This is a genomic window from Paenibacillus sp. WLX1005, from assembly GCF_046603685.1.
Classification (GTDB): Bacteria; Bacillota; Bacilli; order Paenibacillales; family Paenibacillaceae; genus Saccharibacillus.
The window spans coordinates 1259378-1283282 of record NZ_CP176756.1 but is presented as its reverse complement, the minus strand read 5'-3'; the positions used below and the strand labels follow the sequence as shown (position 1 = coordinate 1283282).

The window sequence follows — 23905 nt, the reverse complement described above, 5'->3', positions numbered from 1 at the left end:
TTCCTTCCAAATGTTGTATATTTTAATTATAACATCAAATGTCTCCCCGTTCACACAATATTCACAAGTCACATCATTCTTTTTTTATGTGCCACATGTACATCTCCTCTTACCTTTGTCCGATACTGTGCTATAGGAGTCTGTACATATACGTAATTGTTGTTGGTACATCTATTTGGTAAATGTGCATCGGCTTAGAGACGGAGTTCCCATTTTCTCAATCTACATCTCTGGATTGAGTACATCGGCGGGAGGTCTTGATATGATTGACAAGTAGACTGGATTAATTCTATAATTCAGCCATGAACTAAGGAGTATAAAAAAAACTGGGGAGTTTAGAGGAGGAACCTGCAATATGAAAAAAAGCTGGCCAACAGCCTTTTCAGCGCTGCTGCTTGCCGTCAGCCTGACCGCCTGCTCAACAGCAAACAATGCTGCTGTCGAGCCGACCACAACTACTGTTGAAGTGAGTACGATCAAGAAGCAACCATTGGATGCGGTCTATGATCTGTCCGGCACACTTGCTGCTTATGACGAAACACCGGTGTCTTTCCGGATTAACGGAACGGTATCATCGGTAGGCGTCGATGTAGGTGACCGTGTAAATAAAGGATCGGTGCTTGCAAGACTGGATACGGCCGATCTTCAGCTCGAAGTTGAAAATGCAAGTCAGTCAGTTGCAGCCGCGCAAGCATCTCTTGCCAGCTCTAAAGCATCGCTGACCAATGCCAAAGCTGGTCAACAAGCTGCCGCTGCTGGTATCGCTTCTGCACAAGCACAGGTCGAAAGTGCACAGGCAAGTCAGCAAGGCGTACTGGATGGTGCACGTCCGCAGGAAAAGGCGCAAGCGCAAAACGCGGTCAACAAGGCACAAATTGCTTATGACCAAGCGAAAACAGCCGCTACCCGTGCACAAACGTTGTTCGATAATGGGCTGCTGACTCAGCAGGAAAACGAACAGGCACAAACAGCGCTTGATAATGCGGATTCTGGCTTAAAAGATGCACAGGAGCAGTTGTCCCTGACACTTGCTGGTGCCAAAGATTCGGATCGCGCTTCTGCCGCTGCTGCTGTAAAACAGGCACAGGTTGGCATCGAAAATGCACAGGCGAGCGTAGCTCAAGCCAACGCCGCAGTCGAGCAAGCACAGGCTGGGGTCGAACAAGCACAGGCTAGTTATGACCAGGCGGTCATTTCCCGCGATACCGCGCAGCTCAATCTGACTCGCGGCAATCTGCAATCTCCTGCTTCCGGTACGATCTTGACCAAAACGCTGTCAGCTGGACAAACGGTTAGCGCAGGCACCGAAGTATTTACAATCGGCGAAATCAATCGTCTGAAAGTATTGCTGCCGGTTCCAGATAGCGAGATCAGTCAGTGGAAAGTCGGACAACAGGTGAGCATCAGTCTGTACGACGATGTACGTACTGGAAAAGTAAGCAAGCTGTATCCACAAACAAATGAAAATACCGGTTCGATCAGCGTCGAAGTTGCAATTAGCAATTCGAACCAAGATTGGAAACCAGGACAGGTCGTGAGCGCTTCCCGTCAAGCTTCCTCGCAGAGCGGCATTCTCGTGCCGGTGGAAGCAGTCGTTAGCTCCGGCAGTGAACCGTATGTATTCAAAGCCGTGAATGGCAAAGCTGTACAGACAACTGTCAAGCTGGGCAATCTGTACAATAATAGCTATGAAGTTACAAGCGGTCTGAAAGTAGGCGACAAAGTCGTTACCCGCGGCGCCGATCGGTTATTCAATGGCGACGAATTGAAAGTAAGTGATGCTGCGACGAACAACGCGCAGGGCAACAGCAGCGCTGGCCAATCCAATGCAGCTTCAACCGGCACAAACGGTGAGGCCACTGCTAATGATTAAGTACTTTGTTCAAAAACGTAAAATCACGCTTCTGTTCTTCGTGATGCTGATTATTTTCGGTGCTGCCCAGCTGATGGGTTTGCCGAAGCAGCTCATGCCAGACGTTGTGGTCAAAACGGCAATTGTTACAACAACGTATGCTGGTGCCAGCCCTGATCTGATGGAGCAGACGGTAACCGAGGTGCTGGAGCAGAAGATCAAGGAAGTTACGGATCTGAAGACAATCTCCTCCACCTCCGGTAACGGTATTTCTTCCATTACAGTCCAGGCAGAGGACAGCGCCGATGCCAAAGACACTTGGAACGAGCTGCGTCGCAAAGTAGAAGATGCGCAAGCAGAGCTTCCTGCCGATGCAGATACGCCAGTCGTCAACGATAATCTGACGCAAACCTTTGTCCAATCGTTCGCCATCTATGGCAAAACGAAAGAAGACATTTATGGACTGAGTGACTTGATGAATACTTGGCGCGATCAGTTGCGTTCGGTTCCGGGCATTACCGATGTCGAGATCCAAGGGATTCCGGATCAGCAAGTACGCATCGATGCCGATATGGCGAAACTGCAACAATACGGAATTCCGTGGGGAACCGTAATGCAGGCAATCCAATCGGAAAATAACCGAGTGCCAACCGGGAACTTTACGTATGCAGACCGTACATATCAACTCACGGTCGACAAGGCAACCGATTATAATACACTCAAAAATATCGTTGTGTCTCAGACGGAAGCCGGGATTCCGGTATATCTGAAAGATGTTGCCGATGTACAGCTGGTCAAAGCAACCGAATCGTATTTGAGTTATTACAACGGTACACCTTCCATCTCGCTCGATATTAGCAGTCAGACCGGTTCGGACGTTCCGACGATGAATCAACGTCTGACCGCCAAGATGGATACATTGAAAAAAACACTGCCCGCTAATATCAAAATTGAATCGCTGTTCGCTCAAAATGATGAGGTGAACAAAAGTTACAACAACCTGATCAAAGAGATGGCGATTGCGATTGCAGCGGTTATCTTAATTTGTACACTGGGTATGAATTGGCTGACTGCGGCGTTTGTCGCGCTTGCCATTCCAATCTCTATTGCACTCGGCATGATCTTCCTGCCGCAACTCGGGATCACGCTCAACCAGATTACGATTGTCGGTCTGATTATCGTACTCGGGATTCTGGTCGATGACGCGGTCGTCGTCAACGACAATATTGAGCGGCGACTATCGACGCTTGGTGAGAATCCAACCGATGCAGCGCTAAAAGGAACAAAAGAGGTCGCTATCTCTATCATTACGGCGACACTCGCAACGATTGCTGCCTTCCTGCCGTTGATGGTATTGCAAGGCGATATGGGAGCATTTATCCGCCCGATTCCGACGATTATCTCGCTCTGTATGCTGGCGTCGATGATTATGTCGCTATCGATTATTCCGATCTTCCGTCAATGGTATGAAGAACGCCAGTTGGAACGCGGTCGTCGTCATGTGGACAAACCCGCTGGTTTGCTGGGCAAACAGATTCAAGCGGTTAGCAATGGCTATGCGCATCGTCTGATGCCAAAAGTGTTGAAACGTCCATTGATCGTAGCCATCGTCGGTCTGCTCGTCAGTACGTTTGCGTACGGATTGGCTGCTTTTACACCGATTGAGCTGTTCCCAACATCGGAAGACCCGCAGATTACGATCAATGTGAATATGCCGTCTGGTACATCGCTGGAAGAAACCGATAAAACGGTTCACAGCATGGCGGCATGGCTCAAAAAACAACCGGAAGTAGAAAATATGGCGTACGCTTCTGGCGGCGCCGCACCTCAGCTGTTTACCAACTTGAGCGCACTTGCTGGTGGTGGCACGAATACCGGTCAGATTCTTATTACTGGTAAACATGACATGAAGGTAGAACAAACGACGGACAAATGGTCAGATCAATTGGAAGCCGATTATCCGGGTATCCAGACTTCCGTTAGCGGAACCGCCGTCGGCGTCTCGGTCGGTAAGCCAGTATCGATCCGTATTCTCGGAGACAATCTGGAAGAAATCCGTTCGCTGTCCAACGAAATCAAGCAGATTATTAGCGACACGCCAGGAACGTACGGCATTAGCGACAGTCTGGGCATCGACAACTATGCACTTGATTTTGTCGTGAATAAGCAAGCTATGGATCGTTACAAAGTGAGCTACAACAATCTAACCCAGACATTGCTGATGATGGGTAGCGGTATGAGCGTAGGTGATTTTGACAACGGTGATGATCTGGTTGATATGAAGCTGTATATCAAAGGGTCACAAACCGCGAATCCAACCGCCCTGCTGCAACAAACCAATGTAACCAACTCGGCTGGCACGCAAATTCCACTGTCTCAGATCGTGGAAATGAAGCCGAAATTCACAGTCCAACAAATTGACCGGTACAATCTGCAACGTGTGAATACGATTGAAGCAGATGTGAATGGTCGCACTGCAACCGAAGTTATGCAAGAAATCACGCCAAAATTGCAGCAAATGAATTTCCCAGAAGGATACACGTACGAAATCGGCGGTGAAACGTCTGATCAGGCGGATACGTTCGGCGATCTCGGCAAGCTGTTCGTTGTTGCCGTCTTCCTGATCTTCATTCTGATTGTGATTCAGTTCTACTCGTTGTCGATTCCGCTGATCATTATGACGACCGTGTATCTGGCGGCGGCAGGCGGTATTCTCGGTCTGTTCCTGACACGTACACCGATTGGCTTCATGTCGGTCATGGGTATTATCGCGCTCGCGGGTATCGTCGTACGGAACGGTATCGTACTGATCGAGTTTATCGAGGATGCGCGGCGTGAAGGTATGGAACTGAAAGAAGCAGTCATTATGGCAGCTTCCGCTCGTTTCCGTCCGATCTTGCTCACTTCACTGACTGCAATCGTAGGTATGATCCCGATTGCTACGATTGGGGAACTGCTATTCCGACCGCTCGGTGTCGTTATTATCTTCGGTCTGATCTTCTCGACCATTCTGACGCTGTTCGTCGTTCCTTCTCTCTATATGGTTGTCGCACGCTGGAAGGAAAAACGCCAGATTCGCAAAATGGAACGAAAACAAAGACGCTTAGAGAAACTTAATGCTGCTCCGAAAGTATAATGTATAGACCGTTACAGGAATAAGCGGATATCGTACCGAGATCATATCCACTTGCAGCTGAACATCGCAAGTGACTAACGAATCGATATGCGGGAATAGAATGTCCGCAGCATTCGCGGCACAACAGGCAAACGGACGGGAAACTGTCCGTTTGTCGCATTTTTATCCGGTGATGAATGGCTTCTGCCCTTCCCCGGATTCAGGAGGACACGCCCTTGAAGTCAAAAGAACAGGATATTATCGAAGCGGCAGTTCGGCTTTTCTCGGAAAAAGGCTATACCGCGACATCGGTAGACGAAATCGCCCGGGAAAGCGGTATGGCGAAGGCTTCGTTTTATAAGTTTTTCCAGAGTAAAGAAGACGTTCTGATCGCTACAGTTCTGGAGCACGGGCGTATGATCAACGAACGGATTGAACGGCTGTACGCTGGCATGGAGCAATCGCCGGAGCAAAAGCTGAACGGATTCGTACAGCTGCATCTAAGCATGATGCTGGAGAGCAAGATCCACTCTATTCTGATGGCGCTGCACGACAAGACGATTTTGCAAAATGAGAAGCTGCTGCAAGCCTGCTTGCAGGTAGAGTATCAGGCGAATCGCTGGTGTACAGATTGCCTGACCGATATTTATGGTGAACAGGTGAGCATCTATGTGTACGACATTATCTTCATGGTACGTTCGCTATTGATGCAATATTTGTTCTTGCCAGTCATCGGATTACAGCCGCAGACGACCAATGAGGAGCTAGCACGCTTTCTGGCTGGATTGGTCGACCAGATGGTCAAGAATATGGTCAAATACGAGTACAAACCGATCTGGGATTGGAAAAAAGTGACCATGAAGCCGGAATGTGTGGAGCAAAGCCCGGTATTTCAGGGCATCATGATTCATGAACTGCTGCTTGCTATCAAACGCCATGTGGACGCCCTCGCCATCGGTGACGAGGAACAACAAGAGCTGTGGCAAGTGCTGCATTCGCTGGAGCAAGAAGTCATTCGTACGGAACGTCGCTCCGGTATGATTCGTGCCCTGCTGAACTTTATTAGCGGATATGACGAACTGGCGGAATATGCACGCAAGTTACAACAGATTGTTGATCTGCGTCAGAGCAGTAGCACGGTTACAAGTTAAGCTGGATGAATACCGTTAACGTACAAAGAAAAGGGATGCCCTGTGAACCATCGCAGGGCATCCCTTTCTTAGTTATTCAGTATGAATCGTCACGCTTCTCGTCCAGACGTGATTTCAGTTGAGCAATTGTGCGTTCCAAACTGCTAATCGCATCGGTTACAACACTTCGCTCCACACCACTTTCCAGCGCGCGTGCTCTGGCGGTGGCACGTTCCTGCTCGGCAGTGACGCGATCACGCTCCACGGCAGCGCGTTCTTTTTCATACGTTTGGCGGCGTTGCAGCTCGTTATATTTATCCAGCAGATCAGTGATGATTTTGTAAAAGCGCTCATAATCTTGAATGACATCATCGAGAAAGAAATCCACTTCTTCCTGTGAATAGCCTCTCATCTTGGTGGTGAAATCCTTCTCATGAATCGTAAGTGAATCGAACTTGACGCCAAGCTGCTTGAACAAACGCTTCTGATCTTCCAGCTTGCGTTGATAGTTTTCATCTACAGCCATATCCTTCATTCCCCTCATTCCTGTTAAGCATGGTACAAAACCCAGCTTTATCTGTTTATTAATGTATCACAAACCGGGCGTTTGGGAAAATATTCGAATGCGGTTGAACGCTGATATGGAGCGATTTGCGGCATGTTTACTGCCTGTATCCCATTCGTTCTGTTGTCAGTGGTTGTATTGGTAGTTGTGCCATTGTAAGTTTGGCTCTTTCGCAGATTGCTTTTTTACGGCAAAATGAACGTATGAAGTGTAGTCCTTACTTTAATATGTAGTCCTTAACTTTCGTTTGACTATATTCGGCTATATTTGGCTACGGCTACATTGGAACGCAGCTGATTATTGCTTCGTTTTACTTCTTCGTTGATTATTTTGTTGATTGTTATTTTGCTCTCGGATGGAGTGTGATGGGCGATATGTTTTTGAAAAAGCAACTCGTTCGACGTGGGACGAATACGCATACGTATTATCGGCTGGTGGAATCGTATCGGACTGAAGATGGCAAAGTGCGGCATCGAACGGTACGTTATGTAGGCAAGTTGGAGCAGGAACAGGCGGCAGCGCTGCGCCAGCAGTTGAAGCAGTACACTATGGAGGCGCAGGTGCTGGAATATATAGATACATGGGAGCGGATCAACTCGTCGCCACAACCAGAGTTGTCTGATTCTATTCAGCATACTGTAGATAACAATATAGTATCGCTTCCGCTCTCTTATGCGGCGAATGGTATATTGCCGATCGTGTGGATGCCGTTGTCTTTTACAAACATGGTGTTCGATGATGCCGATGGACAGGAATGGATGGTGGCGGATGGGCATACGCTGCTGTTCATAAGCAAAGGTCAGGCACAGGTGACGATTGGTGGTCAAATGACTACAATGGATGACGCACAATTATTATTTTGCCCGTCTGGAGCAGGTGTACATATCGGCAGTACGGGACAGCAGCCGCTGGAATTGTATCGGCTTGTGTTTCGAGAACTGCCAAGCCATGCGGATGACCAGCAACAGGCGACAGATGCGGTATGGCCTTCGTTTCTACCAAGTGGAGTGAGAACGGGTGATATTGCAGGCACAGCCGTTGTATTGCTCATTCACTCGCCTGCCGAAATGCGGCGCTTGTGTGAGGACATGGATAAGTTAGCCGGAGATGTTGCACAGCTGCATTCAACGCTGAATATGTTGGCTTTTTACCGGAGCTTTTATGAGCTGCTGCATCTGTTGTCATTGGAAACAGATACTGGAGTGCATAACGAGCACTTGTCTTTTCAGCAGATGATCAGCTATGTGCAGACCCATTATCGTGACGATCTGCGCCGGGATGAACTGGCTCGGAAAACAGGGATGACGCCAGAGCACTTCTCACGGATGTTCCGCAGTCATAAAGGCTGCTCGTTCAGCCAATATTTGAGCCGATTACGGCTGCATCGCGCGCGGTTGGAGCTGCAACTGTCGCATGCTAGTCTGGATGGGATCGCACGCCGCTGCGGGTACGGTGATATGCATTATTTTAGCCGCAAATTCAAGCAGCAATTCGGGATGTCACCGCGTCAGTACAAGATGGTGCCCAAATCCTATGTGACGTGGAATAGACCGTTAACGGCAATGCTGCTCGGTCTAGGTATCCTTCCGGTTGCCGGGCAGATCGACAGGAGGATGTGGCACCACTGGCAAACGCATCGGAAGACAGCTGAATATGTAAATGGCTATACTGCGCTGCCGGAAGTCGATATTACGATGATGCCCTCTCCTTCGCTGTCTGTACTGAGCGAGCAACAGCCGGATCTAGTCTTCGCCTACACGGATGATCCACATGCAGAATGGTTGGATGAGTACGCGCCAGTGCAGTGCTTACCTGTGGAGCAGTACAATTGGCGGCAGCAATGGCTCTGGCTTGCACAGCGTGTCCAGCGCAGCGAACAGGCACAACATTGGCTGGACAGCTGGGATGATCAATTAGCAGAAGTCCGACAACAGCTACGTCGCTGGCAGGATCAAGGCGAGACGGTGGGCATTTACAAAATCGTCTCTGAAAAGGTATATGTGTATGGGAATCTGCGCAGCATGGGCGGGCCGCTCCTATATGACGGGTTAGGGTGTAAGCCACCGGATCAAGTGCGACAGCAGTTGATTGATACAGGCTTGCTCAATATAGAAGTTCCGCTGCATCGGTTGGACGATTATGCTGCTGATCATATGATCGTCATTCATTATCCGGTGGAACATCAGGATGGTCAGCAGCGGCAACTAGCTGCGCCAGTGATGGAGTCGCCACTATGGAAGCAATTACCGGCGGTACAGGCGGGCAAGGTGCATCTTATGGATCGGCATGTATTTTATGGATTTGACCCTTTTTCCCAGCAATTGCAATTACAGGCATGGCTGGATAGTCTGGCATCATATTTGTGACAGGAATTGATCATGTTTGTCCATAGACGTTCCCGCAGTAGGTTGTTATGATTCTGGTTGATAATGATTATCAATTAGCAAACTGGGGGAATGAACAATGAATAATCGGCTGCTTCGCAAGCCAGCCTGTATGATAGCGATGATGGTGATGTTCTGCCTGCTGCTCTCTGCATGCGGATCGTCCGCTGCTCCGACAGCCTCATCCGGTACAGCAACAACGACAGAATCCGGTACGGACACAAGTACGACAGCTGCTACCGACACATCGGCTACGCGTACAATCGATACCGCCAAAGGCAAAATTACAATCCCAACGAATCCGCAGCGTATCGTGTCTACGTATTATCATGGTACTCTGCTGGCGCTCGGTCTAAAGCCAGTTGCCGCCAATAAGGAATGGTGGATGGGAAGTCCATTTCTGAAGGAGCAGGAACAGGGTATCGAAGATATCGGTGCACCGACTTCAATGGAAAAGGTAATCTCGCTCAATCCCGATCTGATCGTAATCAATGACTTCGACGTAGAAGCCTATGATCAGTTCAGCAAAATCGCTCCGACACTGTACGTGCCTTACAACGCGTACAACAATCCAAAAGAAGAAATTCAACTGTTCGGCAAGCTGCTCGGACGTGAACAGCAAGCACAGGCATGGCTGACGCAATATGACGAAGCCGCCAATGCAGCACGCGAGAAGATCAAGGACGTTGTGAAGCCGGGTGAAACCGCTGTGCTGATCAATGTACGCGACAAAGACATTTCCATTCTTGGCGATAACTACGGTCGCGGTGGTTATGCGCTGTATGACGGCTTACAATTGAAACCGCTGGACAATGTACAAAAAGAAGTGATTGACAGCGGCAAGCAGATTTTGTCGATTCAATTGGAAAGTCTGCCGGAGTATGCCAATGCCGATCATATCTTCATCTGCTTCAACGACGGCACAACCGAAGCTCAGAAAGATGCAGTATTGAACAGTTCCATCTGGAAAAACCTGCCCGCTGTTCAAAGCGGACAAGTGTACGATTTGCCATATGACACCTTCTCCTTCTACGATCCAGCATCAATCGTTGGACAGATCGGTCTGCTCGCAGATATGATCGTGGACAAAAATAAACAGTAATATCGCTGTATTTTGTAGATATATGATCCTTACTTGTAGAGCAATTCTTATTTTTAGAGCAATTATTCTTAGTTGTAGATTAAACAACCTTATGGAAGTGAACAAATAGCATATATGCAATTCACTAGCAATGACAATACAAACCAACTATAGTATCACATGAGATAGAACAAAAGCATGACCAAAAACCTGATCAACTGCCTTCACACCGTAGGGAAATCCCAGCTGTGAGGGGGTGATCAGGTTTTTTGGTTGATTGCATGATACATACACGTAGTACGTTATCCTTTGATCCCGCCAATCGTCAGACCTTTGACAAAATACTTTTGGAAAAATGGATATGCACACAGGATTGGTGTCAATACGATTACCAGAATTGCCATCCGCGCGCCTTCTGCTGGAATTTGCGCCATCAGCATATTGTTGGTCGCTGAGGTCGCATTGTTGGTCACAAAGTCGATATTGGATTGCAGCTTCATCAGCATGTATTGCAGGCTGACCAGCTTCGGATTGGTGATGTACAACTGACCGAGAAACCAGTCATTCCAATACGTAACGAGTGTGAACAGACCGACCGTTGCCAGACCCGGCTTAGATAATGGCAATACGATCCGAGCGAAAATATACCACTCTCCCGCTCCATCAATCCGCGCCGCCTCCAGAATCGCCGTCTCAATCGACTGCTGCATAAATGTCCGTAAAATAATGACGTTAAACGCACTGAGTGAATACGGCAAAATCAGAATCCAGAATGAGTCACCCAGATGCAGCACATTCGTATTGACGATATATGATGGCACCAGACCACCGTTGAACAGCATCGTGAAGAACAGGAAGAACGCCATAATGTTGCGATAACGAAAATCACGACGCGACAGTACATACGCGAACAGGGCGGTCACGATCAGACTGAACAGCGTACCGATCACAGTCACACCAATCGTCACATATGCCGATTGAAGAATCTGATCGCTATTGCGGAAAATATAACCGTATGCCGCCAGACTCCATTCCGAAGGCCAGAATTGGTATCCTTTTGCCGCCAGACTGGATTCGCTTGTAAATGAGATGGCATAGACGAGAATGATCGGAATGATACAGATGACGCATAATATGATCAGAATAATATTGAACACCAGATTCCAGCTGCGCGGCAGCTGATTGAAACGGTTGGATGTTTGTTCCATCGTACAGCCTCCTTTTAGAACAGCGCGCTGTCACGGTCGATTTTTTTGACAACCCAGTTGGTGAAGATAACAAGGACAAAGCCGACAAACGATTGATACAGTCCGGCAGCAGCAGTCATACCATAATTGCCCATCGTGGTCAGACCGTTATATACATACGTATCGATAACCTGTGTCACCGGATAGAGTGCACCGGAGTTATATGTGACCTGATAAAACAGTCCAAAGTCGGCGTAAAAGATTTTACCGATACTGAGAATGGTCATAATAATAATGATCGGCTTCAGACATGGCAGTGTGATGTAGCGAATCTGCTGCCATTTGTTGGCACCATCAATCGTTGCCGCCTCGTAATAATCCGGCGAGATGCCAGTAACGGAAGCAAGATAGATGATGCTGTTATAGCCGACACTTTTCCAGAAAAAGACGAATACGAGAATGTAAGGCCAATACGTCGTCTCCGTGTAAAAATTGATCGGATGAAAGCCGAGCGATGAGATCATTTGATTGATAATCCCTTTGTCTGCGCTTAAAAAGGCGTAAAAGATTAGTGCTACAATCGTCCACGACAGAAAATACGGCATGATGAGAATCGTCTGATACGTCTTGGATAAGAAGCGGCTACGAATCTCGTCCAGCACAATCGCCATCGCCACTGACAGCACCAATCCGACGATAATGAATACAAAGTTATACAGCAGTGTGTTACGCGTAATAAGCCACGCATCGCCTTTGAATAGATATTTGAAATTGTCGAACCCGACCCATGGGCTGCCAAGAATCCCGTCGTAGAAGTTGTAGTTTTTGAATGCCAGAATGACGCCGAACATCGGCAAGTAATTAAACAGCACCAGCAGTACCAGTGCCGGCAGCGCCATCAGAAACAGCGCTCCATGCTTGCGCAGTTCGTACAGTAATGTCATGCCCTCTCCCCCTGTGCTGATCAAATGATGTATGGAAAGCAAAAGGGCGGAATTGCTGTTCCGCCCCTCTCCTCTTTTGTATAGTTGATTGGTGAATGCATAGCGATCTGATAGCGGCTTTTATATCAGGACTTGGTTTGCTCTGTTTTCCACTGATCATACTGGGATTGCATCTCGGTGATCAGTTCGTCCACACCAGCATCCTTCAGCTTCTGGATAAACATCGGCAAGTATTGATCCGGGTTGACCGTACCTCGGACGAGCGGCGGGTAGAACTGACTGATGACATTGTTGATCGCAGCAATCTGCGTCTGCACTGGTGTCGTATCAAAGTTGAAGCCGAGCGCAGGTGATGGTGTATTGTTGTCTTCGAACTTCTTGAACTGTTCCAGTGTGTCCTTCGGATACGATTGATCATAGTAGAAAATATTCACATTGCCCCACATCCAGCCATACCCGTAATCATAATCCGGGCTGAGTGGATCGACGCCTTCGGCAGGCTTGATAAATGTATTATCCACTTTCTCGTAATCCTGTCCTTCGATACCATGGACGAACATATTCGCCAGCACCGGATCGGTGTACAGCAGGTTCAGGAACATCATAGCGCGTTCTGGATTTTTGGAAGAGCGCGGAATGGCGAAGCCGCCACCTTGTACATCGCTTGTCTCTACCACGCCTTTACCAAGATTCTGGTAGTCCAGCTCATATCCAAGCTGGGCGCTGCGTTTGTACACATAGTTCGGTGCATACAGCAGGGAGCCAGCGAATACTTTACCAGCTTTCCAATCGTTCTCACTCTGGTATTCTACGTCCTTCGGCGTATAGCCCGCTTGGTTCCAGCGGTATGCCGTTTCTACAAAATCTTTGAATTCCGGTGTCTCGTATTGATCAAAGATTTTGTCATCCGGACGGTTGTAGTACGGTTGATCGCCTACGTTAATGACGCCAGGCAGATTCCAGTCGCCGGACATATGCTGTACCGGAATAGAACGGTACATGCCTTCCGAGCCATCAAGTGCGAGAATGCTAGGGTCTTTTTCATGGATCGTTTTCAGGATCGGCTCCATGTCTTTCCATGATTGGATGCTGGATGTATCGATCTTATATTTGTCCACCAGATCTTTGCGCATGAGTACGCCAACCTGATGACCGATTTCTTTGTAGCTAGGAACGGCATAGATCTCGTTTTTGACGGTCATGCCTTTCCATAATGTATCGGGTACGGTTTTCTTGAGATCCTGACCGTATTTGTCCATCAATTCGGTCAATGGGGTAAAGGCTTGCTTGGATACGTTGGACAGATAGTTGTTCGTCCATGAGCTGGTGAACACGATATCCATCGGCTGACCAGAAGCGAGCATGACCGGTACTTTCGTTTCAAAATCACTGCCTTCCATCGTCACGACTTTGACGGTGGCATTGATCTTTTCTTTCAGGTATTTGTTAATTTCCTGAAGAACACGTTCCTGTCCCTTCATCGGTGTAGCGTAGTTGTAAAAGACTAGCTCAACCGGAGCAAGTTCTCCGTTGGCATCGGTAGCGGAGCTTTCATCCGAGCCTCCACATGCAGACAATACGACAGACAGTAACAGCAGTACCGCCAGGCTTAAAGACCAGGCTTTTGATTTGTACAGCATTGCTTCATCCCCTTTTCGTCTTGTACCAAGCTGAACATGATGTTGCGTATGATATTGCCACTATGTCGAATATAATGGGTGTTAAGGCTTAATGATATTGATAATCCATTGTTTGCCGCATTATATTTTGACTTTCCGGTGCTATGGGCAACCGGAAGGGCATGAGCGGAATCAGATCGTCATGACCTTTCATCCGGCTCTGTTGTCGTTTCTTGTGTATAGACTTATTATCCTCTAACGATGACAGCATAGATAGCGTACTTTTTTTAGATAAGGTGCATATTTTTATGGTAAGCGTTATCTTCTCTCCTCATACGGAAGGGTGATGATAGATTTCATTACTCCATTCTCATATTCAAAATGCAATCCGTATCGTTCGTCATTGTCGTGCAGACGGATACGCTGATGTACATTGCGGATGCCGATACCGTCAGAGCTAGGTAATACTTCTTGCTGATCATTCAAATACTGATTCAGCGTGACAATATCGCCGCCCGGTCCGTTGTCTTCAACGATCAATCGGATACACGACATCGTGTGAGAACTTGCATCATCTGATATCGGCGGCGTTACTGGGTGCTGCAATGATACCTGCTGCGATAGATCGCTTATATCTATGCCATCGATCACTGGAGCTTTTCCATATGATCGTTCGATCTGCGTACCTTCTATGATCTGTGCGCGCAATACGATATGACCCTGTCCGCTATGCCGCTCTGTTCCATGCTGGATCGCATTTTCGATCAATGGCTGAATGATGAATTTGGGTACCGGATATCGATACAATTGGGAATTGATATCATATTGCACGTCAAAATTGTTGCCATATCGCATCTGCTGGATGCTGACATAGTTGCGCACATGGTCGATTTCCTGCTCCAGCGGAACCTTTTCTCCCGGCTCACGAATGCTATAACGCAAAATCGCTGCAAGCGAAGATACCATCGTTGCAATATCGTCCTCCCCGCGACTCAGTGCCAGCCAGTTGACTGAATCCAGCGTATTGTATATAAAATGCGGATTGATCTGCGCCTGTAACGCTTTCATCTCCGCCTGCTTCTCCCGTTCCCCACTGCGTACTACATCGTCAACCAGACCGTTAATGCGCTGCATCAAGTTGTTGAATTGACGGTACAGCACGCCAACTTCATTCTGCTCTGGTGGCTCGATAAATACGTCGATATTGGACTCATCCTTGATCTTTTTCATAACATTGGCAAGCTTGATTACTGGACGAGCGATGCTGTTGGACACGATCAGCGTCAGTACGACGCCCACTACAATGACCAGCCCGGTAATGCCAGCGATCAGATAGCGAATGATCGACAAACGCTCGGTTACATCGCTGTACGGAATGAGGGCGACCAGATTCCAGCCCCATTTTAGCGGGTACACGTCAGCGATATACGAGGTATGGTTATAATCCAAATCGGTGCTGCCGCCCACATCGGCGTATTCCAGCAGCGGTGCCAGCTGTCCGCCATCCGTAATCTGCACGCCTGTCCAGGAGCGGTCGTTACTGTACAGCACCCGATTACTCTGATCTGCCAGCAACAAGCGCGTTCCGCTCGTCAGCTGGGAATTCTCAATCTGGCGTCCAAATTCATTTTTGTCGATAGCGATCACGACGACGCCCATTTCATTGTTACTGTTCATGATTAGTGGATTGCGCACCTGCTTGGCAACGTACACATGCTCCTGATCACCATCTGCATAGAAAATATTCAGCGTTCCTTGCAGCTCTACCGTCCGCTTGAACCATTCCTCACCTGCCGCTAGCTGTGGACTGAAAAAGCGATTGCCCCCGGAATCCGACAGCCCGCCCAATAGCTGCAAGCTCGTTGTCGGCAGGGTCTGCGCAACAGGCGACGTATCACTGACGAAAAAAAGCGCCGAGTATGCGTTCACCACACTACTCAGCGGCACATCCAGATATTTGATAAACTGCTGATTCATAATATTCAAGTTGCGATACCGTTCAATATCATCTGCCGTTGGTTGGTTAAGAATATCGGCAATCGTCTTGTCAGTGGAAAAATAATATGTTGCCTGATCGATGCTAGTCTCGACATTTTGAATATTGTTGCGGCTTTGCAGCATAATGTTTTGCTGATCTTCCAATAGCTGCTCGCGCATAATGCCGGTAAATACAACATACAAAATCCCGTTCGATAGCACCGCAGTTAACGTGATGACGCCGATAAACAAGACAGCGATTTTGCCACGAATGCCGGTTCGCTCCAGCCAACTGCGCCAGCCGCTCGCCCATCTCATGACCGCGCTCCGGTTGCAGAGTTGCCGTTCAGATACAGATTGCGATATTCCGACGGGGTCATGCCTTCCTGCTTTTTGAATACACGGGCAAAATAATGCGAATCCAGAAATCCAAGCTGCTCGGATACGGCATACACGGGCACCGCCGGATCAAGCAGCAAGCGGCGTGCCATCTCCATACGGATTGACGTAATATAACTCCCCAGCTTCGTGCCAGTATTCTGACTGAATACCGCGCTAACATAGGCGGGGGAACGATCCAATCGCGCGGCAATGCTGGCAAGCGACAGATCGGGTTCGTGGATATGCTCCTGCACATGCTGCTTTACATAGTCGACTAGCGAATGCTGACGGGTGTCTTTTTTCTCACTTGCGAGCTTGCCCATCGTGCTGCACCATTCACAGGTGAAGGCGATCGCTTCGGGCGATGTTTTCAAATCTAGCAACCGATCCATATACGTTGCTCGCGCTCCCAACTGAGCACCAGCGATGCGGTCGTTAAAATCAAACAATAGATTCAGCACGCGGATACACAGTGCCTTCACTTCCGCCGGAGGCAACTCTGCCGCCAGCTGATGATCGAATAGCTGCTGGAAAAATAGCATATCGCCCGCCTGCCATGCTTCGGTACAACGCTGTTCTAGCTCTTTGCCAAACAGGGAATGATAATGATCTAACCGCTGTCCACGCCGCTGTGCGAGTTCGCGTACATAGTCGGTCAGCTGTTCAATCTCGGGCCTGGCGACAGGCTTGACGATGTATTGCTGTACACCGTATTGCATCGCTTGCCGGGCATAGTCAAAGTCTTCGTGCGCGCTTAGCAATACGATCGCTGTATCGGTCATCTGCTCATGGATACGGCGGCATAGCTCCAGTCCGTCCATGATCGGCATTTTGATATCGGTAATGATCAGGTCAGGGTGTCGCTGCAAGGCAATCTCCAGCGCTTCGCTGCCATTCCGTGCCTCACCCACAATCTCGGCGTTCCATTCGTGCCAAGGGATAATATTACGCAAGCCTTTTGTAACGATTACGTCGTCGTCTACTAGCAGTACTCTCATATAGTCACCTTCTGTGTAATGGGGATTTTTGTCGAAATGAATGTGAATTGTTCATATCTTAACGTTTTTTGTAGATTCATGGCAATAGTTCTGACATACTGTATCATGTTTTTGCACATGGTGGTGCTTTGGGTTTTGACTAGTGCAACATGCACTGCGGGAAGGAATAAGGGAACGGACTCCGGTGGAGCCGCGGGAATCTTTGGGTTGGGAGAGAATGAAGATTCCCGCGGCTCCAAAGTCGTCCTTTTCCCTTATTTCCTTCCCTACGTTCCGCGATGCTTGCATCTAATCTATACGCAGAAGCAAGCATGTGGGGTGGGTAGGTAGCTGGGAGGGATGGGGGATTGGTTTTTTATTTTGCATTGAAAAGAAACCAGCCTTTGGGGGCTGGTTTGGATGGTTTGTTTTTAGGTTGTGTGCAATCGGAAGATGTGGGCGATGGGGGTTTGGGGTTGGGAGTTCGTTGGGGTTGAGGGTGGTAGGTGAACTTCGATGCCCTTGGTTGTTTGTTGGAAATGTAGGGATTCGGTGATGGTTTCGCCCAGCAGGTCGATGGATTGTACGGTTCCCTCGTAAGGGATGGTGTGCATGGTTGGGACTTGGGTTTGTTCGTCGATGTAGAGGTAGCTGGCGTATACTTTGTTTTGAGACGGCTTGGCTGTGAATGCCCAGTTGTCGGTATAGGCTGGGGCGCAGCTACGGGTGCTGTAAACGGCTTCGCCGTAGGTGTTGAGCCAAGCACCTAGTCCTTTGATCCGGGCGATGGCACCTTCGGGCAGACGACCGTCGGGTTGTGGACCTACGTTGAGTGCCAGATTGCCACCCTTGGAGACGATCTCCATTAGCAGGTGTACGAGCTGGCGCACGGATTTGTATTGATCTTCGTAGCGGAATGAGAACGATGTGCCCATCGTGACGCAGCTTTCCCACGGGATGGACATGGCGTGCTCTGGTACGGTTTGTTCTGGTGTGACGATATTTTCGTAAGCCCCGCCTACGGTACGGTCAGCGGATAGCAGCCATGGTTGATGCTTTCTCATTTTATCGACGACTTCTCCGAGACGGATATCCTGTCCACCCTTGCCTGCGCGTACCCAGCCCGCATCAAGCCACAATACGTCCACGCGACCGTAGTTGGTGAGCAGCTCCTCAATCTGGTCATGAGTAAACTGGACAAATTGCTCCCACAGCCACGGGTATTGATGTGGATCGTAGCTTGGTCCACGCCAGCTCTGTTGTCCGCGTTCCATCCCATCTGCCCAGTAATAGGGCGTATGCCAGTCCGCTTTGGAAAAGTATGCTGAGATTGCCAGTCCGCGCTCGCGGAATGCGTTGAACAGATTGCCTACAATATCGGCATACTTGTGGGCATGAAACGGCGTGTCCTTGCCAGTAATCCGGTAATCCGTCGTATGGGTGTCCCACATACAGAAGCCGTCATGATGCTTGGTCGTAAAGTTCAGATAGCGGAAGCCGCCTTCTTTTGCTAGCTCTGCCCATTCTTCCGGTTGAAAGCGAATGGGATTGAATGTTTGGTTCAGTCCAAAATACTCACGCTTCAGCTCCTGCGCATCTGGTTGCCAGTCGATGCCATCACGCGACCAGTCGCCGTCATCGTCGCTCAATGCCCACGATTCGACGACGCCCAGCTGCGAGTAAGGTCCCCAGTGCATCATCAGCCCCAACTTCTGGTCTTTGAACCATTCCAATCGTTCCAGCAAATACGGGTCTTCCGGTTTCACCCAAGCGTCCTCACTGCTGTAATTGTGTACACCATCCTGTACTTCCAACAGCTTGTCAATCTGCTCCTGTTCCTTGTCTGTTGCTTCAGTCGTTTTTGCATCGCTCATGTCATATAGCCTCCCCCGTGATGATTCATTCCTGTTCTCTATAAACAATTACGGGCATGATACATTTTTCCTGCGGGATCATTTTTCGTTTAGGTGGATCATTTTTCACTTTTGCCAATATGCAGGCAGGATGTCGGCGCATGTATACCTGTATAGGCTTAATCCATCTGAATCTCCACTTCATGCGGACGGTACACGGACAACAGCTCACCCTCGCAATCTGTGGCAAACATGACTGTACGTTCAGCTTCCAGTGTGAAACTGTATTGCTGCTGATTTAATGGATTAGTGATAGCAATCGATGCATCTGCACCATATTCGGATACGAAAATAAACAAACTTCCCTTTGCAAAATCCAGCTTACGTCCGTATACGCCCGGCAGATCGCCGCCCTGCTGCCAATGCAATTCCGGCTCTGCGCCTGCTTCGTTAAGCGCATATTCGTACAACGCGTTCAACGTATCCGTACGGTCATTTAACTCCACCGGCAGAGGGCTCCAGATGAGCTTGCCTGCGCCAAGCGGAACAGTTTTCACCTGTGAGATGCCCGTCAATGGTGCTTGCTTGACCAATTCGGCGATTGAGGTTCCACCAAAGGATACCGGTAATACAGTATCGCCCAGCTGTAATCCTTCCTCTCGGCGTACATTGGATAACGGTGCTTGCTCCGTCACATCTGGCAAGCGATTGACCGGCTGCCAGTACTCGTCCAGATCAAGCGGTCCGGTAAATAGCAGCGTGCTTCCGTGCTGCTCTACATACGTCAGCAACTGCTGCAACGCGTCGTCCTGAAAATTATGCGCACTTGGCACGATGATCAGCTTCGGCGGTGTCCCACTTTCCAGCTCATGCAGATGATATTCGCCAAATGCACGCGGATGCACATTCAGCTCATAGGTGAGCGTACGGATCAGCTTCGCTGTTGCTGCCCGCGCCAATTTACGGGTCGATAAATCATTGGAATATGGATAGACGACCGCCACCTGCTCCAATGTCCGCTGCTCAAACAGATCGCGAATCTCATTCATAAAGCGTCCAAAATCATACGATACATCCGCTTCTGGCTTCTCCGTTCCGTCGGCACGCACCGCCCCAATATTCGACTCATTCACATTGTGCATATAGAAATTGATATTCCAGATCCATTGCACTGCACCCGCGCCGCCAGTAGAAAAGGCATACGCATATTTACGCTCCAATATATATTTCAATTCCTGTTCACTACGCTTCGCGCGACCGTCCGGCGTTTCGATATACATAATGCCAGTTTCCTGAATCAGATTCGGCTTTTGCGGTGTTTTGGTCAGAATACCGTCCCAGACGAGATCGTCCATTTCCCACCATGAATGCACGGTTGTATAATCAACCGCTTCGGCATACAGTAGCGGTGATGGACGCTGTCCTGCTAGCCCTTCATCCTGCCCGACTGTCACTAGCTGACGTGGCTGAATGGACTGAATCATCTCACGCAATTCAGTTGCCCACGCATTGTGCATATCCATCGTGAACAGGCTGTAATCCAGCCAGCGATTGCCTTTTTTCGGATAAATGGATGTAGTACGGAAGCTGACCTCATCCGGGCTAACCGGTCGCACTGCGGCAAAGTCCGGCAGCTCGGCAGGTGTCATATTCCAGCGCTCCTGTACCGCGGCAATATCGTTGTTATAGCGCTGCTGCACCCAGTGGCGATACGCTTCCAGCTCGAAGCGATCGTACACCGGCTGTGGACCGCTGAAGGTTTTGTCCGGGTGGAACATGGACGGTTCGTTGATCAGATCCCAATGCAGATTGGCAGTGTCTTTGTGGCGGGTAACGACGGCAGAAATAAAGCGTTTCTGCGCCTCTACACTACGCGGATCGAGATATGGATTCACACCTTCCCACTGCTCCGGGGTAAAGGCGAAAAAGTTAAAGGTCAGTTCCAACCCATGCCGCTTTGCAGTCAAAATAAAGGCGTCAATCGCCCGCAGCACTTCCTCATACGGATGCCCATCGACAAACATAATGTATCGCCACGCCGTCCAAATCCCTGTGCGCAAATAATTAATGCCTGCATGCTTCATTTGCAACATATCACGATCCCAGACGGACGCGTTCGGCAGGAATAAATATTTGCGCGCTACATCCGAAGTCATATAGGTCATGCCGACAATCGGTAACGGTCGTCCTTCTTTGCGAAAATAATCACGGTCTACGGTCAGCATCTCGCCCGCTGCCAGCAGCTCCGCATGAAATCCCCAGAAGCCCTGACGCACTTGACGGACATCTCCATGCGGTGAGGTAATAGTCACATACAGCTCGTAATATCCCGGCTCCACGATAATGTCCACGGGTACTTTGACAAAGTTCAGCTCACGGAAAGCCGGAATGGTCAGCTGATGACTCCACAGTAAAGATTGACTGCTTGCCGCTTGTTCTTCAGCAGCAGACTGGGAAACTTGATGATCACTGGTGTTGTGCAATGCCAGCGCAAATGTCCAATCACCAGTCACCTCGCCGCCACTTGCATGACGCTGCAAGCTTTGCAATTGAATTGTCAGCGTCGGGCGCTCGCCCGGATCGTAGCTGGCATAATTCGGCTTCACCCAGATTTCAGTTACACCGCGTGCTGCGAATTGCGCCCAGCTTAGCAGCGCGGCGATGCCCTGTTCCCAGAACGACTCTCCTGCTAGTTGATTGGCAAATACCCATCGTCCACCGGCAAAATCACCTTTTGTATGTTCCAGCAATACAACGGGTGCTGCCACTTCGCGTCCATCCTGCGAGATGCCCTTGAGCAATGGATAGATATGCGCATCCATCGGACCACTGGAACCGCCCTGCCCCGGATGATCATCCGTTTTGGTAACATGCAAGACGAGTCCCCATGTAGCGTCGATCGCAAATAGCTGCTCCTGACCTGCCAGCAGCGGAATATCGGTGCTGGCAGCGTAGCTTGCAATCGGCGCGGGATCAACCGGCAACGCTTCGTGAATATTCAGCTGCTGATGATATGCAGTCTGATCATTTTCCTTTTGCCAGCCATTGTCCGTCCAGCGCACCGGTGTGCGGAACGGAACACCGCCCAGATGCACCAGCCCTTTGCCATCCCGTACATGCTGCCAAATAGCATGCCATGCTTCTTTGGGAAAATAACTGCCATGCAGATGCACGTACACATCTGCGTGTGTCAGCGCATCCGCAAGTCCCGCGGCATCGGCAACAATAACGTCGCTCCCTAGTTCAGCGAGCTGTTGCTCACCCGGACGCTGCCCATCAAACGGAAACCCGGAATCGTAAAAAATAACGGTACGCAATGCAGAGGAATGATTGGATAGAATGGAATTCATGCGTAATCTCCCTTTTATCATCAATTGGAATACATTCAGTGGATCTGTTGCCGTTGACCGCCTATTCAAAACAGGTGTACATGTAACGATGCATTAACCTACATATGCATATGTGACTTACGCATGCATATCTGCACCTAAGATGCACCTCTAACCATGCACATACGTCTTATGCGTGATTATTATCCAGCAGCCCTTTTTGCATAGCGGTGTACACGAGATTGGAAAACAGACTATTCGACCATGCAAACCACGGGCGGGTAAAGGTATGTGGATCGTCAGCATGGAAGCCTTCGTGCATATAACCGGTATCGGCATCCGTACTCTCCAGCATATCAATCATCTCCAGCATTTCCTTGTCTGTGCTGGCGGTGAGTCCTTGCATCGACAAACCCATATGCCATACATAATCCGGCGGCGTATGCGGACTGCCCATGCCACGCGCAGCTTTGCCTTCAAAGTAAAACGGATTTTCTTTGCTCAAAATAAATTTGCGTGTCTGCAAATACATAGCATCATCCGGTCGACAGTAACCCAGATACGGCATCGACAGCAGACTCGGCGTACCAGCATCATCCATCAGACAATAGTTGCCAAATCCGTCTGTTTCATACGCATAGATCGGACCGTATTCCGGGTGACGGTAAATGCCGTACAGCTCAATGCCGTGCTGCACTTCCTCTTCCATCTGTGCCAGCTCATCGGCAAATGCCAGATCGCGATACACAAACCGCACCATCTCCTGCATCTGACGCAGACAGACAACAGCAAACATATTCGCCGGGATATTATAATGCAGATCGCATGCATCATCGCTAGGACGGAAACCCGACCAGATCATGCCAGTGTAGTTAACGGGCATGCCTTTGCCCTGATTGCGGATCGTATCAATCGCTGGACAATTACGCCGGGTGAATCGGTATGGCGATTGTTCCATATGCTGCTGCTCAGTGCGCCATAGCTTGTAAATGCTGCGCAGTCCTTCTTTAAACCCACTATCAAAAATGTCCGAATTGCCGCTGTGCTTCCAATATTGATACGCCAGCCGTACCGTAAAGCAAAGCGAATCCAGCTCAAACTTACGCTCCCACACCCACGGTCCCATCTCCGTCTCATCCGCCGGGTCCCAATGCCAGTCGTTAGCGGTTTCGTTAAACGCATTGGCATATGGATCAACCGACAGATAGAACATATGACGACGGATCAGCCCGCTAATGATCCGTTGCAGCTGCTCGTCCTTACCGCAAAGTGGTACATAGTGCATCAGCTGTTCGACCGAATCGCGCAGCCATAACGCCGGAATATCACCGGTAATGACAAAAGTCGTGCCGTCATCCAGCAGCTTGGTTGTCGTCTCCAATGTATTCGGAAAACAGTTGCGGAATTGCTGTGCCAGCTTCGGACGATGTGCCAATCGCTGCTCCGCTTCTGCTAGTGTCTGCTTGATCACTTCCGGCAGTTCAAACGTACTCATTGCAATATTCGCCATC

The 23905-nt window shown here is 49.2% G+C and carries 14 protein-coding genes; 5 read left to right on the top strand and 9 right to left on the bottom strand.

Going from position 1 to position 23905, the window contains the following annotated elements; translation table 11 throughout:
• Nucleotides 1–355 precede the first annotated feature (355 nt).
• The 3 genes from ACE3MZ_RS05520 (at nucleotide 356) to ACE3MZ_RS05510 (ending at nucleotide 6118) form a co-directional block, all read left to right on the top strand.
• Complete coding sequence (locus ACE3MZ_RS05520; protein ID WP_411345475.1) at nucleotides 356–1873, top strand: efflux RND transporter periplasmic adaptor subunit; 1518 nt, start codon at nucleotides 356–358, stop codon at nucleotides 1871–1873.
• Nucleotides 1866–4988: an efflux RND transporter permease subunit gene (locus ACE3MZ_RS05515; RefSeq protein WP_411345474.1), complete on the top strand. Its 3123-nt coding sequence runs from the start codon at nucleotides 1866–1868 to the stop codon at nucleotides 4986–4988. The genes ACE3MZ_RS05520 and ACE3MZ_RS05515 overlap by 8 nt, the downstream gene beginning before the upstream one ends.
• Before the next feature lie 215 nt (nucleotides 4989–5203).
• The gene (locus ACE3MZ_RS05510; RefSeq protein ID WP_411345473.1) at nucleotides 5204–6118 is read left to right on the top strand and encodes a TetR/AcrR family transcriptional regulator; all 915 of its coding nucleotides are present in this window, start codon (nucleotides 5204–5206) and stop codon (nucleotides 6116–6118) included.
• A gap of 76 nt (nucleotides 6119–6194) precedes the next feature.
• On the opposite strand, the gene ACE3MZ_RS05505 is transcribed toward ACE3MZ_RS05510, so the two are convergent.
• Nucleotides 6195–6623, bottom strand: coding sequence for a DivIVA domain-containing protein (locus ACE3MZ_RS05505; RefSeq protein ID WP_411345472.1), 429 nt, complete (start codon nucleotides 6621–6623; stop codon nucleotides 6195–6197).
• 404 nt (nucleotides 6624–7027) lie between these two features.
• On the opposite strand from ACE3MZ_RS05505, the gene ACE3MZ_RS05500 reads away from it, so the two are divergent.
• Both ACE3MZ_RS05500 and ACE3MZ_RS05495 read left to right on the top strand, forming a co-directional pair.
• Nucleotides 7028–9028: a helix-turn-helix domain-containing protein gene (locus tag ACE3MZ_RS05500; RefSeq protein ID WP_411345471.1), complete on the top strand. Its 2001-nt coding sequence runs from the start codon at nucleotides 7028–7030 to the stop codon at nucleotides 9026–9028.
• A 97-nt stretch (nucleotides 9029–9125) separates the two neighbouring features.
• Nucleotides 9126–10148: an ABC transporter substrate-binding protein gene (locus ACE3MZ_RS05495; RefSeq protein WP_411345470.1), complete on the top strand. Its 1023-nt coding sequence runs from the start codon at nucleotides 9126–9128 to the stop codon at nucleotides 10146–10148.
• Nucleotides 10149–10429: 281 nt separating this feature from the next.
• Here the strand turns inward: ACE3MZ_RS05495 and ACE3MZ_RS05490 are convergent, their stop codons facing one another.
• From ACE3MZ_RS05490 to ACE3MZ_RS05455, 8 genes are all read right to left on the bottom strand, one after another.
• The gene (locus ACE3MZ_RS05490) at nucleotides 10430–11335 is read right to left on the bottom strand and encodes a carbohydrate ABC transporter permease (protein WP_411345469.1); all 906 of its coding nucleotides are present in this window, start codon (nucleotides 11333–11335) and stop codon (nucleotides 10430–10432) included.
• Between the two features lie 14 nt (nucleotides 11336–11349).
• The gene (locus ACE3MZ_RS05485; protein ID WP_411345468.1) at nucleotides 11350–12258 is read right to left on the bottom strand and encodes an ABC transporter permease; all 909 of its coding nucleotides are present in this window, start codon (nucleotides 12256–12258) and stop codon (nucleotides 11350–11352) included.
• Between the two features lie 125 nt (nucleotides 12259–12383).
• Nucleotides 12384–13898, bottom strand: a complete 1515-nt coding sequence (locus tag ACE3MZ_RS05480) for an ABC transporter substrate-binding protein (protein ID WP_411345467.1) — start codon at nucleotides 13896–13898, stop codon at nucleotides 12384–12386.
• Between the two features lie 297 nt (nucleotides 13899–14195).
• Entirely contained in the window at nucleotides 14196–16172 is a 1977-nt protein-coding gene (locus tag ACE3MZ_RS05475) for a sensor histidine kinase (RefSeq protein WP_411345466.1), read from the bottom strand.
• Complete coding sequence (locus ACE3MZ_RS05470) at nucleotides 16169–17233, bottom strand: response regulator (protein ID WP_411345465.1); 1065 nt, start codon at nucleotides 17231–17233, stop codon at nucleotides 16169–16171. The genes ACE3MZ_RS05475 and ACE3MZ_RS05470 overlap by 4 nt, the downstream gene beginning before the upstream one ends.
• Before the next feature lie 410 nt (nucleotides 17234–17643).
• The gene (locus ACE3MZ_RS05465) at nucleotides 17644–19086 is read right to left on the bottom strand and encodes an alpha-L-fucosidase (protein WP_411345464.1); all 1443 of its coding nucleotides are present in this window, start codon (nucleotides 19084–19086) and stop codon (nucleotides 17644–17646) included.
• 158 nt (nucleotides 19087–19244) lie between these two features.
• Nucleotides 19245–22415: a beta-galactosidase gene (locus tag ACE3MZ_RS05460; protein ID WP_411345463.1), complete on the bottom strand. Its 3171-nt coding sequence runs from the start codon at nucleotides 22413–22415 to the stop codon at nucleotides 19245–19247.
• A gap of 169 nt (nucleotides 22416–22584) precedes the next feature.
• A complete protein-coding gene (locus tag ACE3MZ_RS05455) occupies nucleotides 22585–23904 on the bottom strand; it encodes a glycoside hydrolase family 125 protein (protein WP_411346708.1) in 1320 nt (439 codons plus the stop codon).
• Nucleotide 23905: the final 1 nt, after the last annotated feature.

Excerpts from the sequence above, each read along its gene's own strand:
- ACE3MZ_RS05520 (WP_411345475.1), top strand. The coding sequence starts at position 356 with ATGAAAAAAAGCTGGCCAACAGCCTTTTCAGCGCTGCTGCTTGCCGTC.
- ACE3MZ_RS05515 (WP_411345474.1), top strand. The coding sequence starts at position 1,866 with ATGATTAAGTACTTTGTTCAAAAACGTAAAATCACGCTTCTGTTCTTC.
- ACE3MZ_RS05505 (WP_411345472.1), bottom strand. The coding sequence starts at position 6,623 with ATGGCTGTAGATGAAAACTATCAACGCAAGCTGGAAGATCAGAAGCGT.
- ACE3MZ_RS05500 (WP_411345471.1), top strand. The coding sequence starts at position 7,028 with ATGGGCGATATGTTTTTGAAAAAGCAACTCGTTCGACGTGGGACGAAT.
- ACE3MZ_RS05495 (WP_411345470.1), top strand. The coding sequence starts at position 9,126 with ATGAATAATCGGCTGCTTCGCAAGCCAGCCTGTATGATAGCGATGATG.
- ACE3MZ_RS05490 (WP_411345469.1), bottom strand. The coding sequence starts at position 11,335 with ATGGAACAAACATCCAACCGTTTCAATCAGCTGCCGCGCAGCTGGAAT.
- ACE3MZ_RS05485 (WP_411345468.1), bottom strand. The coding sequence starts at position 12,258 with ATGACATTACTGTACGAACTGCGCAAGCATGGAGCGCTGTTTCTGATG.
- ACE3MZ_RS05480 (WP_411345467.1), bottom strand. The coding sequence starts at position 13,898 with ATGCTGTACAAATCAAAAGCCTGGTCTTTAAGCCTGGCGGTACTGCTG.
- ACE3MZ_RS05475 (WP_411345466.1), bottom strand. The coding sequence starts at position 16,172 with ATGAGATGGGCGAGCGGCTGGCGCAGTTGGCTGGAGCGAACCGGCATT.
- ACE3MZ_RS05470 (WP_411345465.1), bottom strand. The coding sequence starts at position 17,233 with ATGAGAGTACTGCTAGTAGACGACGACGTAATCGTTACAAAAGGCTTG.
- ACE3MZ_RS05465 (WP_411345464.1), bottom strand. The coding sequence starts at position 19,086 with ATGAGCGATGCAAAAACGACTGAAGCAACAGACAAGGAACAGGAGCAG.
- ACE3MZ_RS05460 (WP_411345463.1), bottom strand. The coding sequence starts at position 22,415 with ATGAATTCCATTCTATCCAATCATTCCTCTGCATTGCGTACCGTTATT.
- ACE3MZ_RS05455 (WP_411346708.1), bottom strand. The coding sequence starts at position 23,904 with ATGGCGAATATTGCAATGAGTACGTTTGAACTGCCGGAAGTGATCAAG.